The organism is Mesorhizobium sp. WSM3864 (assembly GCF_002294955.1).
In the GTDB taxonomy this organism is placed as follows: domain Bacteria; phylum Pseudomonadota; class Alphaproteobacteria; order Rhizobiales; family Rhizobiaceae; genus Mesorhizobium.
Genome location: NZ_NSGD01000003.1, coordinates 468,173 through 486,018 on the forward strand (window position 1 = coordinate 468,173; position 17,846 = coordinate 486,018).

The 17,846-nt window shown below is 64.5% G+C and carries 17 protein-coding genes; 12 read left to right on the top strand and 5 right to left on the bottom strand.

Going from position 1 to position 17,846, the window contains the following annotated elements; genetic code table 11:
• Window positions 1–72: 72 nt before the first annotated feature.
• The 10 genes from CK215_RS10020 (at window position 73) to CK215_RS10065 (ending at window position 10,891) form a co-directional block, all read left to right on the top strand.
• Complete coding sequence (locus CK215_RS10020; RefSeq protein ID WP_095830816.1) at window positions 73–1,164, top strand: Gfo/Idh/MocA family oxidoreductase; 1,092 nt, start codon at window positions 73–75, stop codon at window positions 1,162–1,164.
• Between the two features lie 492 nt (window positions 1,165–1,656).
• Window positions 1,657–1,746 carry a K(+)-transporting ATPase subunit F gene (locus CK215_RS10025; RefSeq protein WP_067003971.1) on the top strand — a complete coding sequence of 30 codons (90 nt, stop codon included), beginning with the start codon at window positions 1,657–1,659 and terminating at the stop codon, window positions 1,744–1,746.
• A 22-nt stretch (window positions 1,747–1,768) separates the two neighbouring features.
• Window positions 1,769–3,472 (top strand): potassium-transporting ATPase subunit KdpA, encoded by a 1,704-nt coding sequence (gene kdpA, locus CK215_RS10030; protein WP_095830871.1) that lies wholly within the window; start codon window positions 1,769–1,771, stop codon window positions 3,470–3,472.
• A gap of 1 nt (window position 3,473) precedes the next feature.
• On the top strand, window positions 3,474–3,704 hold the full coding sequence (locus CK215_RS10035) for a hypothetical protein (RefSeq protein WP_245418656.1): 231 nt from the start codon (window positions 3,474–3,476) through the stop codon (window positions 3,702–3,704).
• A gap of 1 nt (window position 3,705) precedes the next feature.
• Entirely contained in the window at window positions 3,706–5,802 is a 2,097-nt protein-coding gene (gene kdpB, locus CK215_RS10040; protein WP_095830817.1) for a potassium-transporting ATPase subunit KdpB, read from the top strand.
• A 12-nt stretch (window positions 5,803–5,814) separates the two neighbouring features.
• A complete protein-coding gene (gene kdpC, locus CK215_RS10045) occupies window positions 5,815–6,378 on the top strand; it encodes a potassium-transporting ATPase subunit KdpC (protein ID WP_095830818.1) in 564 nt (187 codons plus the stop codon).
• 56 nt (window positions 6,379–6,434) lie between these two features.
• Window positions 6,435–9,158, top strand: a complete 2,724-nt coding sequence (locus CK215_RS10050) for a sensor histidine kinase KdpD (protein WP_095830819.1) — start codon at window positions 6,435–6,437, stop codon at window positions 9,156–9,158.
• Window positions 9,155–9,847, top strand: coding sequence for a response regulator transcription factor (locus tag CK215_RS10055; protein ID WP_095778757.1), 693 nt, complete (start codon window positions 9,155–9,157; stop codon window positions 9,845–9,847). The genes CK215_RS10050 and CK215_RS10055 overlap by 4 nt, the downstream gene beginning before the upstream one ends.
• Before the next feature lie 169 nt (window positions 9,848–10,016).
• Window positions 10,017–10,280: a hypothetical protein gene (locus tag CK215_RS10060; protein ID WP_245299831.1), complete on the top strand. Its 264-nt coding sequence runs from the start codon at window positions 10,017–10,019 to the stop codon at window positions 10,278–10,280.
• 143 nt (window positions 10,281–10,423) lie between these two features.
• On the top strand, window positions 10,424–10,891 hold the full coding sequence (locus CK215_RS10065; RefSeq protein ID WP_095778756.1) for an NUDIX hydrolase: 468 nt from the start codon (window positions 10,424–10,426) through the stop codon (window positions 10,889–10,891).
• Window positions 10,892–11,001: 110 nt separating this feature from the next.
• Here the strand turns inward: CK215_RS10065 and CK215_RS10070 are convergent, their stop codons facing one another.
• From CK215_RS10070 to CK215_RS10090, 5 genes are all read right to left on the bottom strand, one after another.
• Window positions 11,002–11,841 carry a citryl-CoA lyase gene (locus CK215_RS10070; protein ID WP_095830820.1) on the bottom strand — a complete coding sequence of 280 codons (840 nt, stop codon included), beginning with the start codon at window positions 11,839–11,841 and terminating at the stop codon, window positions 11,002–11,004.
• On the bottom strand, window positions 11,838–13,022 hold the full coding sequence (locus CK215_RS10075) for a CoA transferase (RefSeq protein WP_095830821.1): 1,185 nt from the start codon (window positions 13,020–13,022) through the stop codon (window positions 11,838–11,840). The genes CK215_RS10070 and CK215_RS10075 overlap by 4 nt, the downstream gene beginning before the upstream one ends.
• Window positions 13,023–13,037: 15 nt before the next feature.
• Window positions 13,038–14,561: a tripartite tricarboxylate transporter permease gene (locus tag CK215_RS10080; RefSeq protein ID WP_095830822.1), complete on the bottom strand. Its 1,524-nt coding sequence runs from the start codon at window positions 14,559–14,561 to the stop codon at window positions 13,038–13,040.
• A gap of 5 nt (window positions 14,562–14,566) precedes the next feature.
• Window positions 14,567–15,103, bottom strand: a complete 537-nt coding sequence (locus CK215_RS10085) for a tripartite tricarboxylate transporter TctB family protein (protein ID WP_095830873.1) — start codon at window positions 15,101–15,103, stop codon at window positions 14,567–14,569.
• Window positions 15,104–15,227: 124 nt separating this feature from the next.
• Window positions 15,228–16,193, bottom strand: a complete 966-nt coding sequence (locus CK215_RS10090; protein ID WP_095830823.1) for a tripartite tricarboxylate transporter substrate-binding protein — start codon at window positions 16,191–16,193, stop codon at window positions 15,228–15,230.
• Between the two features lie 202 nt (window positions 16,194–16,395).
• Between CK215_RS10090 and CK215_RS10095 the strand changes: the two genes are divergently transcribed.
• Window positions 16,396–17,247 carry an IclR family transcriptional regulator gene (locus CK215_RS10095; protein ID WP_095830874.1) on the top strand — a complete coding sequence of 284 codons (852 nt, stop codon included), beginning with the start codon at window positions 16,396–16,398 and terminating at the stop codon, window positions 17,245–17,247.
• Window positions 17,248–17,331: 84 nt separating this feature from the next.
• Window positions 17,332–17,802, top strand: a complete 471-nt coding sequence (locus CK215_RS10100) for a nucleoside deaminase (RefSeq protein WP_095830824.1) — start codon at window positions 17,332–17,334, stop codon at window positions 17,800–17,802.
• Window positions 17,803–17,846 lie beyond the last annotated feature (44 nt).

Here is a 17,846-nt window from a genome sequence, read left to right on the forward strand (position 1 = left end):
CGGGCGCATTGACCATCGGGCGGCGCCTGATGCCGCCCGAGCTACTGTTCAAAGAGCATTGGGGAGGCTGACATGGCCGACAAAGTAAAAATCCTGGTGGTTGGTCTGGGCAATATGGGCGCTTCGCATGCGAGCGCCTATCACCGCTCCGACGGCTTCGAGATCGTCGGCATCATGAGCCGCACCATCAAGAGCAACAAGAAGATCCCGAAGGAGCTCGCCGGCTATCCGCTCTATGAGGATTTCGACTTGGCGCTGAAGGAGACCAAGCCGGACGCGGTCTCGATCAACAGTTGGCCGAACACGCATGCCGAATACGCGCTGAAGGCGATCGCCGCCAACTGCCATGTGTTCATGGAAAAGCCCCTCGCCACCAACATCGCCGACGCCGAGAAGGTGGTGGCCGGCGCGCGGGCCAAGAACCGGAAGCTGGTTCTGGGCTACATCCTGCGCGTCCACCCGTCCTGGATCAAATTCATCGAGGTCGGCAAGACGCTCGGCAAGCCGCTGGTGATGCGCCTCAACCTCAACCAGCAGAGCAGCGGCAGCGCCTGGCACTGGCACAAGAACCTGATCGACTCGCTGATCCCGATCGTCGACTGCGGCGTGCACTATGTCGACGTCATGTGCCAGCTGACCGGCGCCAAGCCGGTGCGCGTGCACGGCATCGGCGCCAAGCTCTGGGCCGAAGCCGACAAGCAGAATTATGGCCATCTGCACGTCACTTTCGATGATGGCTCGGTCGGCTGGTATGAAGCCGGCTGGGGCCCGATGATGAGCGAGACCGCCTATTTCGTGAAGGATGTGGTCGGCCCGAAGGGCGCCGTTTCGATCGTCGCCGGCCAGTCCGCAAGCAGCGCCAAGGAAGCCGAGGAGGTATCGGATTCCGCCGACATCGACCGCCACACCAAGACCGACGCGCTGAAGATCCACTACGCGCAGGTCGATGGCGACAAGAACTTCTCGAAGCCCGATGAGATCGTCAGCATGGAGGACGAGCCCGGCCATCAGGAGCTTTGCGACCGCGAGCAGGCCTTCTTCCTGCGCGCCATCCGTGAGGACCTCGATCTGACCGAGCAAATGGATGCCGCCGTCAACAGCCTGCGCATCGTGCTAGCCGCCGAGCAGAGCATCGCGGAGAAGCGGACCGTCGAGCTGACCTGAAGCTCCGAGTCACCTGCCGCGCAGCCTTAAGCCCTTCGCGGATGGGCAGTCCGCCGGCGGCGTGCCGATCGGCATGCAGCCAGTCGGGCCGCTAGGGAGCGCTCTCCACGCAGTTGGAAGAGGAGATGCCGTGCAAGGACCGACGGCCGGCCAACTAGCTTCCGGACTTTGGAATAGCACGTCGCCCTCCGCCTTCATCCGCGTGGCGTCAATTTCCTATAAAATTCCTATATCTTTGCTCCCCGCCTCGTCTCGAACCTTTATGGCGGTCGGGTCCATATTCCCCTCGAAAAACACTTTCATCGCCATCGCCGCCAAGATGACGGGCGGTCCTGTGCAATTTTGAACTCGACCGTGTCGGGGTGCAAACACAAGCGGAAACAAGGAATGCCTGCAATGGACATCGTTGTTTTCGGGATGGGGATTTTGTTCTTCGTCCTGTCCTTAGCTTACGTCAAAGCCTGCGACAGAATCTGATCGAAGGGTCTTACAATGCTTTTCGACTACGTCCTCGGCGGCGCGGTGACCTTGTTCTTGCTTGCCTACCTCACCTACGCCCTCATCCGCCCAGAGCGCTTCTGATCGGCATATGGAAAGTCAGTTCATGACACTCAACGGCTGGATACAGATCCTCGTCTATTGCGGGATCCTGCTTTTGCTCGTGAAGCCGCTCGGCGGCTACATGCACCGGGTCTTCAAAGGCGATCGTACGTTGCTGTCGCCCGTGCTTGTCCCGATCGAGCGCGGCCTCTATCGCCTCGCCGGGACAAGCGAGAAGGAAGAACAGCACTGGGCCGCCTACGCCACCGGCATGCTGCTTTTCAACCTCGCCGGTTTCCTCGTGCTTTATGCCTTGCAGCGGCTGCAGGGCGCGCTGCCCTACAATCCCGCCGGGATGGCTGCGGTCGAACCGGAGCTCGCCTTCAACACCGCGGCGAGCTTCGTCACCAATACCAACTGGCAGAACTACGGCGGCGAAAGCACGATGTCCTACCTCGTGCAGATGGCCGGCCTCACCGTCCAGAACTTTGTTTCGGCCGCCACCGGCATTGCCATTGCGATCGCGCTGATCCGCGGCTTTGCCCGCGCCTCGGGCAAGTCGATCGGCAGTTTCTGGATCGACCTGACCCGCTGCACGCTTTACGTGCTCCTGCCGGCCTGCGTCGTGCTGACGCTCGTCTATGTGTGGCTCGGCATCCCGCAGACGCTTGGACCCTATGTCGACGCCACCACGCTGGAAGGCGCCAAGCAGACGATCGCGCTCGGCCCAGTCGCCACGCAGGTCGCCATCAAGATGCTTGGCACCAATGGCGGCGGCTTCTTCAACGCCAATGCCGCGCATCCTTTTGAGAATCCGGACGCCATCTCGAACCTGATCCAGATGCTGTCGATCTTCGCGCTCGGCGCCGGTCTCACCAACGTCTTCGGGCGGATGGTCGGCAATGAGCGCCAGGGCTGGGCGATCCTTGCCGCGATGGCCGTGCTGTTCCTCGTCGGCGTCGTCATCTGCTACTGGGCCGAGGCTGCCGGCAATCCGCTGGTGCATGCGCTCGGCATCGACGGCGGCAATATGGAAGGCAAGGAGACGCGCTTCGGGATAGCGTTGTCGGCGCTGTTCGCGGTCATCACCACGGCCGCCTCGTGCGGCGCCGTGAATGCCATGCATGATTCTTTCACCGCGCTTGGCGGCATGATCCCGCTGATCAACATGCAGCTTGGCGAGGTCATCGTCGGCGGCGTCGGCGCCGGCTTCTACGGCATCCTGATGTTTGTCGTCATCGCCGTCTTCGTCGCCGGCCTGATGGTCGGCCGCACACCGGAGTATCTCGGCAAGAAGATCGAGGCCAAGGAGGTCAAGATGGCGATGCTTGCCATCCTCTGCCTGCCGCTGGCGATGCTGATCTTCACGGCTCTCGCCGTGGTCCTGCCGAGCGCGGTGGCCTCGATGGCCAGTGGCGGTCCGCACGGCTTCACCGAGGTGCTCTATGCCTATACGTCGGCGGCCGCGAACAACGGCTCGGCCTTTGGCGGACTGACCGGCAACACGCCCTGGTACAACACCACCATCGCCATCGGCATGCTGATGGGCCGCTTCCTGGTCATCATCCCGGCTTTGGCCATCGCCGGCTCGCTGGCCGCGAAGAAGACCGTGCCTGCTTCCGCCGGCACCTTCCCGACCGAGGGCATGCTGTTCGTCGGCCTCCTGGTCGGCGTGATCGTCATCGTCGGCGGCCTCACCTTCTTCCCGTCGCTCGCCGTCGGTCCGATCGTCGAGCATCTGGCGATGATCCGCGGACAGACTTTCTGAGATGACCATGCCCTGGTTCAACAACATACGTCGGCACGATCGTCACCAATCCGGTGACGGAACGCCCGATGACGGAGGGGACGAGAAGCCTCGTCCTTTCCCGACGCTCTCCACCTTCCTCGGCATGGCGGCCGTGCTGTTCGTGCTGTGGCTGCTGGCCTCCGGCCTTCCGCATCTGTTGCCGAAGACCGAACACCCGGCGCCATCCAACATCACCGATACCGGAGCCTGAAATGAGCCAGTCCAAATCCGCGAGCATTCTGGATGCCAGCATCCTGATGCCCGCCATTGGCGGCGCTTTCCGCAAGCTCGATCCGCGCACGCTGATCAAGAACCCGGTGATGTTCGTCGTCGCCATCGTCTCAGCACTCACCACCGTCCTGTTCGTCAAGGATGTCATCACCGGCGGCGGCGATCTCGGCTTCACCTTCCAGATCATCATCTGGCTGTGGTTCACCGTGCTGTTCGCCAACTTTGCCGAGGCGGTGGCCGAGGGGCGCGGCAAGGCGCAGGCCGACTCGCTGCGCAAGGCACGCACCGAGACCCAGGCCAAGCTGCTCGTCAACGGCGAGGATCGCGGCAAGTTCAAGTTGGTGCCTGGCACCAGCCTGAAGGTCGGCGACATCGTGCTGGTCGAAGCCGGCGACATCATCCCTTCCGACGGCGAGGTGATCGAAGGCGTGGCTTCCGTCAACGAGGCGGCAATCACCGGCGAATCCGCGCCTGTGATCCGCGAATCCGGCGGCGACCGCTCGGCCGTCACCGGCGGCACGCAGGTGCTGTCCGATTGGATTCGTGTGCGCATTTCCGCCGCCTCCGGCCAGACCTTCCTCGACCGCATGATCTCGCTGGTCGAAGGTGCGGAGCGCCAGAAGACCCCGAACGAGATCGCGCTTAACATCTTGCTTGTAGGCATGACGCTGATCTTCGTCCTGGCCACCGCGACCATCCCGAGCTTCGCCTCTTATTCCGGCGGCTATATCCCGGTGACGATCCTCGTCGCTTTGTTCGTGACGCTGATCCCGACCACGATCGGCGCGCTGCTTTCGGCCATCGGCATTGCCGGCATGGATCGCCTGGTGCGTTTCAACGTGCTTGCCATGTCCGGCCGCGCCGTCGAGGCTGCCGGCGACGTGGACACGTTGCTCCTGGACAAGACCGGCACCATTACGCTCGGCAATCGCCAGGCGACCGAGTTCCATCCGGTGAAGGGTGTGACCGAACAGGAGCTGGCCGATGCTGCTCAATTGGCCTCGCTGGCTGACGAGACGCCGGAAGGCCGCTCGATTGTGGTGCTGGCGAAGGAAAAATACGGCATCCGCGCCCGCGATATGGCGACCTTGCACGCCACTTTCGTGCCCTTCACCGCGCAGACCCGGATGAGCGGCGTCGACATCGACGGCTCGTCGGTGCGCAAAGGCGCGGTCGATGCCGTGCTAGCCCACGTCAATCAAGCAACGGTCGCAAGCCATGGCACGCGTCCGACAAGCGACACCATGCGCGACCTGCAGGCCAGGGCCGACGAGATCGCCAAGGCCGGCGGCACGCCGCTGGCGGTCGAGCGCGACGGGCGCCTGCTCGGCGTCGTCCACCTCAAGGACATCGTCAAGGGGGGCATTCGCGAGCGTTTCGCCGAGCTTCGCAAGATAGGCATCCGCACGGTGATGATCACCGGCGACAATCCGCTGACCGCAGCGGCCATCGCGGCCGAAGCCGGCGTCGACGACTTCCTCGCCCAGGCGACGCCTGAAAACAAGCTGTCGCTGATCCGCGAGGAACAGGCCAAGGGCAAGCTTGTCGCGATGTGCGGCGACGGCACCAACGATGCGCCGGCGCTCGCCCAGGCCGATGTCGGCGTCGCCATGAACACCGGCACGGTCGCCGCGCGCGAGGCCGGCAACATGGTCGACCTCGACAGCGATCCGACCAAGCTGATCGAGATCGTCGAGATCGGCAAGGCGCTGCTGATGACGCGCGGTTCGCTGACCACCTTCTCGATCGCCAACGACGTCGCCAAGTATTTCGCCATCATCCCGGCCATGTTCGCCGTGTTCTACGTCGCGCCCGGCCAGTCGGCAGGCCCGCTGCAGGCGCTCAACATCATGCATCTGGCGACGTCGCAGAGCGCCATTCTGTCGGCGATCATCTTCAACGCGCTGATCATCGTCGCGCTGATCCCGCTGTCGCTGAAGGGGGTGAAATACCGCGCCATCGGCGCCGGCGCGCTGCTCACCCGCAATCTTCTCGTCTACGGCCTTGGCGGCATCATCGTGCCGTTCGCCGGCATCAAGGCGATCGACCTGATCGTCACGGCTCTTGGCCTGGTATAGGAACCCATTCCGATGTTCAAGCAACTCAGACCCGCGATCGTCATGATCGTTTTCTTCACGGTGCTGACCGGCCTCATCTATCCGATCGGCATGACCGGCATCGCGCAGGCGCTGTTTCCCAGCCAGGCCAATGGCAGCCTGATCGAAAAGGATGGCAAGGTTATCGGCTCCGAACTGATCGGCCAGGGCTTCGCCAGCGACCGCTATTTCCACGGGCGGCCCTCGGCAGCCGGCGACGGCTACAACGCCGCCTCCTCCGGCGGCTCGAATCTCGGGCCGACCAATGCGAAGCTGATCGAACGTATCAAGGCCGACGCCGACAGGCTGAAGGCTGAGAACCCGAACGCACCGGTTCAGATGGATCTCGTCACCACGTCTGGCAGCGGCCTCGATCCTGACATCAGCCCGGAGGCGGCCTATTTCCAGGTGCCGCGGATTGCCAAGGCCAGGGGCATCGATGAAGCCAAGGTGAAATCGCTTGTCGACGGCCATGTCGAGGATCGCGAGCTGGGCTTCATGGGTGAGCCGGTGGTCAATGTGCTGGCCCTCAACATGGGGCTCGACGATCTCAAATAATCAGCACTTGCAGCGGGGATCGACACGATCCCCGGTGCAATCCATGATTGGACTTGATGCCGGACGACAGGACCAACTTCGAGAACAGACCTTCTCCCGACGCGCTGCTCGAGCACGCGGAGCGGGAGGGCCGCGGCCGTCTGCGCATCTTCCTTGGCGCGGCGCCCGGCGTCGGCAAGACCTACGAGATGCTGTTGGCAGGCCGCGCCCGGCGCGCCGACGGCATCGACGTCGCGATCGGCGTCGTTGAAACGCATGGCCGCAAGGAAACCCAGGCGCTGGTCGAAGGCTATGAGGTGATCCCGCGCCGCGAGGTCGAATACAGGGGCCGCGTCCTTGACGAGATGGACATCGACGCCATCCTGAAACGGCGGCCGGAGCTGGTTCTGATCGACGAGCTCGCGCACACCAACGCGCCCGGCAGCCGTCATCCCAAGCGCTATCTCGATGTTCAGGAAATCCTGTCGCAGGGCATCGACGTCTACACCACGCTCAACATCCAGCATGTCGAAAGCCTGAATGACGTCGTGGCGCAGATCACCCGCGTCAGGGTGCGCGAAACCGTTCCGGATTCCATCATCGACGAGGCCGACGACATCGAGGTCATCGACCTCACCCCGGACGACCTGATCAAGCGGCTGCATGAAGGCAAGGTCTATTTCCCGCAAACCGCTCAGCGCGCGATCGAGAACTATTTTTCGCCTGGCAATCTGACGGCGCTTCGCGAGTTGGCGCTGCGACGCACCGCGCAGCGCGTCGATGAACAGCTCCTCAGCCATATGCAGTCCCACGCCATTCCGGGACCGTGGGCGGCCGGCGAGCGGGTCCTTGTCTGCGTCGACTCGCGTCCGGACGGGGGCGCTCGTATCCGCTACGCGCGCCGGCTCGCCGATCGCCTGCGGGCGCCATGGACGGCACTGCATGTCGACACGCCTCGCCTGGCCGGCATGTCCGAAGAGGACAAGGACCGGCTGGCGACAAACCTGCGCCTTGCCGAACAGCTCGGCGCCGAGGTGGCGACCATCCCGGGCCAGAACGTCGCCCAGGACATCGTGCGCCATGCGACGGCGAACAACTTCACCCATATCGTCATCGGCAGGCCGACCCGCTCGCGCTGGCGGGAACTGATCGAGGGCTCGCTCACCTATGACCTGATCCGCAATGCCGGCGACATCAGCGTCCATGTCATTTCGGGCAAGGAGCGCGATGCCGACATGCCGTCGGCCCGGGTGAATTCCGCGTCCGAGCAGAAGCCCTTCCAGATCTGGCCCTATCTGTTCTCGACGGCCTATGTCGCCGGCGCGGTGGCCGTCAGCTCGATTCTCGATCAGTTCCTCGATGTCCGCAATCTGGCCAGCGTCCTGCTGCTGGCGGTGCTGACTTCTGCGGTGACGTTCGGACTCTGGCCGGCGCTCTACGCTTGTTTCCTGAGCGCGCTTGCCTTCAACTATTTCTTCCTCGAGCCGCGCTATACGTTCACGATCAGGGATCCGGAGAGCATCGTTGCCTTCGCGGTCTTTCTCGTTGTCGCTGTCATCGCCAGCAATCTGACGGCGCGCGTCCAGCGCCAGGCGGTCGCCGCCCGCTCACGCGCGCGAGCCACGCAGGACATCTACTCGTTCTCCAAGAAGCTCGCCGGCGCCGGCACGCTTGACGACGTGCTGTGGGCCACCGCCTTCCAGATCGCCTCGATGCTGAAAGTGCGCGTGGTGCTGCTTCTGCCCGAGAATGGAACGATCACCGTCAAGGCCGGCTATCCGCCGGACGATACGCTCGCCGAGGCCGACATCGCGGCGGCCCGCTGGGCCTGGGAACATGACCGCCCCGCCGGCCGCGGCGCCGATACGCTGCCCGGCGCGAAGCGCCTCTATCTGCCCTTGCGAACAGGCCGGACAGCGGTCGGCGTCGTCGGCCTCGACAACGACAAGCAGGGCCCTTTGCTGACCCCCGAGCAGCAGCGCCTTCTCGACGCGCTTGCCGATCAGGCGGCGGTCGCCATCGAACGCATCCAGCTTGTCGCCGATGTCGACCGCGCCAGGCTGGCGGCGGAAGCGGACCGGCTGCGCACGGCGCTGCTTACCTCGATCTCGCATGACCTGAAGACGCCGCTGGCCGCCATCATGGGTGCCGCCGGCACGCTGCGGGAATACGCGGCCGCCCTTCCCGAAGAGGACCGCGCGGAACTCCTGTCGACGGTGGTCGACGAATCGGAGCGGCTCAACCGCTTCATCGCCAATCTGCTCGACATGACCAAGATCGAGTCCGGCGCCATGGAGCCGAACTACGCCCTCCATTATGTCGGCGATATCGTCGGCTCGGCGCTCGATCGCGCTCGCAAGATCACCGGCGAGCACCGCATTGACACCGACATTCCGCCGGACCTGCCGATGCTGCGCCTCGACCCGGTGCTGTTCGAGCAGGCGCTGTTCAACCTCCTCGACAATGCCGCCAAGTATTCCGCGCCCGGCTCGACCATCCGCCTCCAAGGCTGGGTCGACAACGGCTCCGTCATCCTGCAGGTCATGGACGAGGGACCAGGAATCCCGCCCACCGACCTCGAACGGATCTTCGACACCTTCTACAGGGTGCGCAAGCGCGACCAGGTCCGCGCCGGCACGGGTCTCGGCCTGTCGATCAGCCGCGGTTTCGTCGAGGCCATGGGCGGCAGGATCTCGGCGACGAACCGCACCGACCGGCCCGGCGCGATCTTCACGATCCGCATGCCGGTGCCGCAGGAAATTCCGGGCCTTGCCGTCGCCAAAACGGATGACGCCGCATGACCGGTCAGAACGTCAGCATCCTGGTCGTCGACGACGAGCCGCCGATCCGCAGGCTGCTTCGGGTCGGTCTCGGCAGCCAGGGCTATGCCGTATCGGAGGCACCGAACGCCAAGGCAGCGATCGATCTCATGCAGGCGCAGCGGCCCGACCTGATCCTGCTCGATCTCGGCCTCCCGGGGATGACGGGCCTCGAACTGCTCGGCAAATGGCGTGACGACGGCCTCGACATTCCGGTCGTCATCCTGTCGAGCCGCACCGACGAGGCCGGCATCGTCCAGGCGCTCGAGATCGGCGCGGACGACTATGTGACGAAACCCTTCGGCATGAACGAGCTCGTCGCCCGCATCCGCGTGGCGCTGCGCCACAAATTCCAGCAGCAGGGCGAGAAGCCGGTGTTCCAGGCCGGCGACCTTTCGGTCGACCTGGTGAAGCGCATCGTCAAGGTAGAGGGCAGGGAAGTAAAACTGTCGCCGAAGGAATACGATATCCTGCGCATGCTCGTGCAGTATGCCGGCAAGGTTCTGACCCATCAGTTCCTGCTGAAGCAGATCTGGAACGAGTCGACGGACGTGCAATATCTCAGGGTCTATGTCCGCCAATTGAGGCAGAAGATCGAGAAGACACCGGACCAGCCGCGCTACATCATCACCGAGACCGGCGTCGGCTACCGTTTGCGCGAGGTCGATTGAAGGAACCGGCGGGCATCCTCCAACCGATTGAGGCTGTGCGGCGAGATCGGTCGCTTGAACCATGGTAGATCCGCACAAACACCCTATATTACGGCAAGGTTTCTGTTTTTCGTGCGGGAAGGAAGCGATGTCGCATCCTCGGCTATCGGCGGCTTTGATTGCCGCGGCTTTGTCGACTGCCGCCCTTTTGGGCGCGGCTTCATATGCCTCCGCGCAGGTCGTCATCCCCACAGACCGCAACGCCCTGATCCAACATAACGAGCTGCAGGCGCTCCGGAACCAGCTGCAGCGACGACAGTTCCAGCAACAGCAGCAGCTTTACCGCGAGCAGGACCGGCAGATCGTTCCGAAGGCTCGCCCTGAAGTGCCGATCGTCAAGCAGAATTGCCAGTCTCAGGTGATCGGCACCACGATTTCGCGCGTCTGCCGCTGACATTTTTCTTTTTTCGGTTTACTTAGCCGACTTACTGTCGGCGGCGTCCGGCTTGCATGGGCGGCGGTTTTGGGATTTGCAGGAGCGAGGTTTTGCCGTGTGGATAGCGTACGGCAGGAATGCCGCTTTGATCGGATTTTGGGATGGCAGCAGCCAAGAAGAAAGCAGTACGCAGGGCAAAGAAGGGAGAGCGGATCCGCCAGGTGGCGGCCATCCCCTTTCGCCTACGCGGCGACGGCCAGCTTGAAGTCTTGCTGGTCACCTCGCGCACGACCAAACGTTTCATTGTGCCCAAGGGCTGGCCGATGAAGGGCAAGAGCGGGCGCAAGGCGGCCGCGATCGAGGCCCAGGAAGAGGCGGGCGTGCTGGGCAAGGCGCTGAAGCAGCCTGCCGGCGGCTACTCCTATTGGAAGCGCATGGCCAGCCGTTTCGTCCGTGTCGACGTGGTCGTCTACCTGCTCGAAGTCAGCGAGGAGATGGCCAACTGGCGGGAGGCCGTGAACCGTCAGCGGGCTTGGCTGCCGGCGGCCGATGCGGCCCTGCTGATCGACGAGCCCGAGCTTTCCACGCTGCTGAGGGATTTGACGGCCTTGGCGACCGATCCGGCGTAAGACGATGGCCTGGCGCAATTCCACGAAAGTGTGACACCGCTGTCCGTCATGAATTCCGTCAAAACAAAGAGATAGATTGGTTCGCCGTTTCCGTCGAACGGTGAAACGCTCTAATCGGAGTCGCCAGGAAACGGCCGTGCCGGGGTGCCGCTATAAGCCCACAGCCATTCTTTGGGCAGAGGTCCCTTGTTGCGGTCGCTCTCCTGTGATTGCTCCCAGGCATGCGCCAGTATGCCTACCGAGCGCGACAGCACGAAGAGGCCGCGCGTCAGTGGCGGCGGGAAGCCTAGCTCGCCATAGATGACGGCCGTGGCGCCATCGATGTTGAGCGGGATCGTCTTGCCCTTGCGTGTCGCCACCTCCGCCTCGATCGCCTCGGCAATGTCGGCAAAGCGCCCGCTGACGACCCCGCGCCCGGCGAAGTCGCGCGTCAGTTCGATGAGGCGCGGCGCCCGCGGATCGATCGGGTGGAAGCGATGCCCGAGGCCGGGCACGTAGCCCTTTTCCTCGGCGAAGAACCGGTCGAGCCGCGCACTCACCGCTTCGGCGAGGCTCGCGCCACCATCCATTGCGGCGGCGATGTCGCCATAGAAGGAAAGCGCCTGCTCGCCGGCCCCACCATGCACGTCGCCCAGCACATTAATGGCGGAGGCCATGGCGTTGTTGATGCCGACGCCGCAGGTCGCCGCCATGCGCGCGATCGCGATCGACGGCGCCTGCGGGCCATGGTCGACGGCGGCCCCGAGCGCGATGCCGAGCAGCGCCGCCTCATCTTCGCCCGGCAAATCACCGCGCAGCATCAGCCAGATCATCGCGGGAAAGCTGACGCGGCCGATCAGATCCTGGATCTCGTAGCCGCGCAGCCGGATCACGCCGGGCCGCATCTCGATGATGCCGGTCTGCCACCACTCTTCGCCGCGCTCGCGGCCGGTCCTTTTGTCCGCGCTCATGCCCGCGCCCTCCCTTTGCCGCGCGCCGGCAAGCTGGCGAACACGTCGTCCATATGCGCGCCAAGACGTGGTGGAGGGCCGGCTGGCACGGGAGCCGCACCGTCGACCATAAAGCCGCCGCGCACCACCGTGAGCGGCTTCTCCATTCCGGGTATCTCCTGGAAGCGGGTCGTCATGCCGCGCTCGGTGACCTGGCGTTCCTCCAGCACTTGCGGGATCGTCAGCACCCGCCCGGCCGGCACGCCGGCGCGGTTGAGCTTTTCTTCCCAGACCGCCGCAGGAGCGCCGGCAAGCGCGTCCTCGATGATTGACTTCAGCGCTGCCCGGTTCCCTTTGCGCGTCTCGCGCTCGGCGAAGCGCGGATCCGAAGCCAAGTCTGGGCGGCCGATCAAGCCGCAAAGGATCACGAACTGCTCCTGCTTGTTGGCGGCGATGTTGAGCAGGCCCTCGCCGGTGCGGAACGCGCCGGAGGGCGCGGCCGTCATGTTCTCGTTGCCCATGGCTTCAGGCTCAACGCCCGCCGTCAGATAGTTCGACACGGGCCATCCCAAGGCCGACAGCGTGCATTCGAGCATCGACACGTCGAGGAAGGCGCCTTCGCCGCTGGTCTTCTGCCGCACCAGCGCCGCAGCGATGGCGAAGGCCCCCACCAGCCCGCCCAGCGTGTCGGCGACCGGATAGCCGACGCGCAGCGGCGCCGTTTCCGGCGTGCCGGTGATGCTCATGATCCCGGACAGCCCCTGGATGATCTGATCATAGGCCGGGTTGCCGCGCATCGGGCCGGTCTGGCCGAAACCCGATATCGCGCAATAGACGAGGCTTGGCCGCACCTCCTTCAGCTTCTCGTGGCCGAGGCCGAGCCGATCCATCACGCCCGGCCGGAAATTCTCGACCAGTGCGTCCGCCGTGGCGACCAGGTTGAGGAACCGCTCGCGGTCGGCCTCCTGCTTCAGGTCGAGCACCACCGATCGTTTGCCAGCGTTCTGCGCCAGGAAGGATGCACCCATGCCGGCTTTGTTGAGCTCCGGCGAGGCGCCAAGCTGGCGCGCGAGATCGCCGCCCGGCGGCGCCTCGACCTTGATGACGTCGGCGCCGAGCAGCGCCAGCTGGTAGGCGCAGTAAGGACCTGCCAGCACATTGGTGAGGTCGAGGACGCGTATGCCGGAAAGCAGGTCTGTCATGATGCTCCAGATCGGTCAGGCATCGCCCGGCACATGCTCTGGTCCGCGCGTGCGCCGGCGTTCGATCCAGGCCCAGATATGCGGGCCGACCAGACCGATGAAGGCGAGCGTTAATAGCGTCAGCGAGAGCGGGTGCCGGTAGAACACCGTCCAGTCGCCATTGGCGATCGTCATCGCCCGGCGGAACTGCGTCTCGGCGAGCGGCCCGAGGATCATGCCGATGATGACCGGCGCCGTCGGAAAATCGAAGCGGCGCATAAGGAAACCCGCCGCGCCCAGCAGATAGAGGATGATGAGATCGATCGGCGACTGCGAGATGCCGTAGGTGCCGACGGTGGCGAACACCAGAATGCCGGCATAGAGCTGCGGCGCCGGGATCTTGAGCAATCGTACCCAAAGGCCGATCAACGGCAGGTTGAGGATGACGAGGATGACGTTGGCGATGAACAGGCTGGCGATGAGGCCCCAGACGAGATTGGCCTGCGTCGTCAACAGCAGCGGTCCGGGATTGATGCCGTAGCTCTGGAAGGCCGACAGCATGATCGCCGCCGTTGCCGAGGTCGGCAGGCCAAGCGTCAGCATCGGCACCAGCACGCCGGCAGCGGAAGCGTTGTTGGCAGCCTCCGGCCCGGCGACGCCTTCGATGGCGCCGACCGTGCCGAACTCCTCCCTGTGCTTGGAAAGCTTCTTTTCGATGGCATAGGAGAGGAAGGTCGGGATCTCGGCCCCGCCGGCGGGCAGGGCGCCGATCGGGAAGCCGATTGCCGCGCCCCTGAGCCACGGCTTCCACGAGCGCGCCCATTCGGAAGCAGTCATGTAGAGCGAGCCCCTCAGCGGCACGATCTCGTCCTTCCCGGCATAGCGGCGCGAGGCCACGTAGAGAGTCTCGCCGACCGCAAAGAGGCCGACCGCTACGACGATGACGTCGACGCCGTCGAGCAACTCGCCCATGCCGAAGGTGAAGCGCGGCTGCCCGGTCTGCAGGTCGACGCCGATCATGCCGATGACGAAGCCGACGAACAGGCTGGTAAGCCCACGCACAGAGGACGAGCCGAGCACCGCCGAAACGGTGATGAAGGCGAGCACCATCAGCGAGAAATATTCCGCCGGCCCGAAAGCCAGCGCCAACTTGACCACGATCGGCGCAAGGAAGGCGACGCCCAGCGTGCCGATGGTCCCGGCGACGAACGAGCCGATCGCGGAAGTCGCGAGCGCCGCGCCGCCGCGGCCCGAACGCGCCATCCGGTTGCCCTCGAGCGCGGTGACGATGGTGGCGCTTTCGCCCGGTGTATTGAGCAGGATCGACGTCGTCGAGCCGCCATACATGGCGCCGTAATAGATGCCGGCAAACAGGATGAAGGAAGCTTCCGGCGCCACCTGGTAGGTGATCGGCAAAAGCAGCGCGATGGTCAGCGCCGGCCCGAGCCCGGGCAGCACGCCGATCGCGGTTCCGAGCGTCGTGCCGAGCAGGCACCACAAGAGATTGGTCGGCGTGAAGGCGACCGCAAATCCGTGCGCGAGATAACCGAGCGTGTCCATCGTCCTCAGCCCCTTCCCATGCCAACGAAGGCGCTGATCAACGCGTTGAGCTGGTTCTCGATCAGGCCGGCCCCGATGTTGACGCCGAGCGCTCTGGCGAATCCGAAATAGGCCGCCAGCGCCAACATCAGGCCGAGCAGCGCATCGCGCAGCGGATGCCGGCTGCCGAAGCCGAAGCAGACCAGCACGAACATGATCACCGAGGCGGCTGTGAAGCCGAGCGGCTGGATCAGCACGAGATTGGCAACGAGCCCCGCGACTACGAAACCCATCGCCTTCCAGTCGGTCGGCGTCTCCTTTTCCTCGTCCGGCTGCCAGCCGCCACGCAGGGCGGCGACGATGAGCAGCAGCGACAGGATCACCATGCCGGCCATGGTCATGTAGGGGAAGACCTTCGGGCCGACCTTGGAATAGAGCGGCGAAACCGGGATCGCCAGGGTCTGCCAGGCAACGGCCCCGGCGCAGACAAGAAGCCCGACGCCGATCAGCAATTCGGGTATGGCAAGGCGCGGCGGTGACGCCTGCTGGTCGCTGGTGCTCATGATCTCCTCCCCGGAAGGCCGGCCTTCGACTGCCGGCTTCACCGCAGTTTCATTCCTGAACCGTCGCATGTCCGCTGTCTCGAAGAAGGCGATGCAGCCTCCTTCGAGATCAGGCAGGAGCGGATCAGGCGAGGCCGAGATCCTTGAGGATCGCGCCGATGCGGGTCGTGTCCTCGGCGACGAACTTGGCATAATCGTCGCCGGTCAGCAGAATCGGCGTCCAGTTGCGGTTCTTGCACTCGGTCGCCCAGGCCTCGCTCTTGGCCATGGTCTCGACCATCTTGATCATCGCCGCCTTGTCTTCGTCGGAAACGCCGGGGGGTGCGAAGACGCCGCGCCAGTTGAACAATTCGACGTCGATGCCGGCCTCTTTCAATGTCGGCGCGTCGATGCCTTCCTGGCGCTTGTCCGACGAGATCGCCAGCAGCCGGAGCGCGCCCGCCTTGACCTGCTCGGAGAATTCGCCATAGCCGGAAATGCCGGCCGCGACCTGGTTGCCGAGCAGCGCCGACAGCGCCTCGCCGCCGCCCGCGAACGGCACATAGGACAGGTTGGCGGCAGGCACGCCGGCCGTCTTGGCGATCAGGCCGAAAAGGATGTGGTCAGAACCGCCGGCCGAACCGCCGGCCACCGGGACCTTCGTCGGATCCGCCTTCAGCGCCGCGACGAAATCATTAGCCGTCTTGAACGGCGAGGCTGCCGGCACCACGAGCGCCTCGAACTCGCCGGTGAGGCGCGCGATCGGCGTCACTTCGGTGAGATTGTTGGCGGCCTTGTTGGCGATGATGGCGCCAACCATGACCATGCCGGCAACCATCAGCGCGTTGCCCTTGCCCTTCCACTGGTTGACGAATTGCGGCAGGCCGACCGTGCCGCCGGCGCCGCCGACATTGGTGATCTGCGAGCCGGAGATCAGCTTTTCGGAGCGCAGCACCTGATCGATCGTGCGCGCGGTCTGGTCCCAGCCGCCGCCGGGGGCCGCCGGCACGAAGATTTGGATTTGCGGGGCGTCCTGCGCAAAGGCGGGTGCGAAATGCAAAGCCGCGAAGCCGGCGGCGGTGGTCGACAAGAATCTGCGTCTGTTCAGCATGGGATTCCTCCAAATCACGACACCTCCTCCGGTGCCTGCCAAGACGTGGCCTGAATTAAGACCCGCATTCGAGTTCAAGCATTTGTTACCGCGTTCTGTCAACGGGAATGCCATTCTGCTGGACAGAACGCATAGGATCGGACTAAATCCGCATGTCCAGGGTCATTCCCGGATGGGCGACCACGATGAAATCGTCACCGCAATGACAGACCTCCCTCCAAGCCAGGCTCCGGCCGACGGCGTTGCCGCGCTCGACCGGGCAATCGCCATCCTCGACGCGTTCACCATTGCCGACCGGTCGCTCGGCCTCGCCGAAATCGCGGCCCGCACCGGCCTCTACAAGAGCACGATCCTCAGGTTGGCCAACTCGCTGATGCGCGGGCAATTGCTGGAGCGCCTGGAGGACGGACGCTATCGCATCGGACCGGCGACCTTCAGGCTTGGCGCGCTTTACCAGCGCTCGCTCGTGGCGATGGATATTCTGTTGCCGATCATGCGCGATCTCTCCGAGCGAAGCTGGGAAAGCGTCGCCTTCTATGTCCGCTCGGGCGACGTGCGCACCTGTCTCTACCGGATCGAGTCCAAGCACCCGATCCGCTACACGATACGGGAAGGTGACGTGCTCCCCTTGCTGGTTGGTTCCGGCGGCCGGGTGCTGGCCGCGTTCTCGGGAGAACAGGGCGAGCCTTACGAGACGATCCGGAAAACCTATAGTTACATTTCTATCGGTGACCGCGATCCACAGACTGCAGGCATTTCCGCCCCTGTCTTCGGGCCGGGACGGACACTGCTCGGCGCGCTCACGCTCGCCGGTCCGAACACGCGGGTCGACGCGGCCTTCCTTACCCGCATGAAGCGGCCGCTGCTCGAAGCTGCCGCCCGCGCCACCCGCGCTTTTGGCGAAGATGCATCCATGCTGGATGCGGCAAGCCTCGACGCGCCGCCGAAACCCACAACGGATCCGGGTTTTGGCGAGCATCAAATTCGAGTTTCCGGCACGCAGCAGGCCAATGTCGCCGAGCTTCGGGCAGGTGGACGCTCACGCGACGGTTAGCTCTTGCCAATCGCGTCCCTTGGCACCAATCTCGGCTCAAAGGGCCGCCCATCGGGTGGATGGCGGCGCGATAGGGTTTTTGCCATGACCCGCGATCAGATGCTCGCCCACCTCCGATCCGCCGACGCCGCGGCGCGCGAAGCGGCGGCGCACGGACATCATCCATTCGGTGCGGTGCTGGTCGGCCCGGACGACGCGATCCTCATGCGCCAAGGCAATATCGACACCGTCCATCACGCCGAAACCGAACTTGCGCGACGCGCGGCGGCTGCCTATTCGCCGGAGTTTCTCTGGACCTGCACGCTGGTCTCAACCGGCGAGCCCTGCGCGATGTGCACAGGAACGCTCTACTGGGCCAATATCGGCCGGCTGGTCTACGGCTTCGAGGAGACCAAGCTTCTGGCGCTCACCGGGGATCACGCGGCGAATCCGACGATGAGCCTTTCTTCGCGCGCCGTGCTCGACTCCGGGCAGAAAAAGATCGAGGTGTTTGGCCCCTTCCCCGAAGTCGCGGACGAGCTGCTCGCACCACACCGCGAGTTCTGGAAGCGCTGACGCGGAAGCGGATGTCGGGGACGAGTCCGCAAGGATAGGGTGAC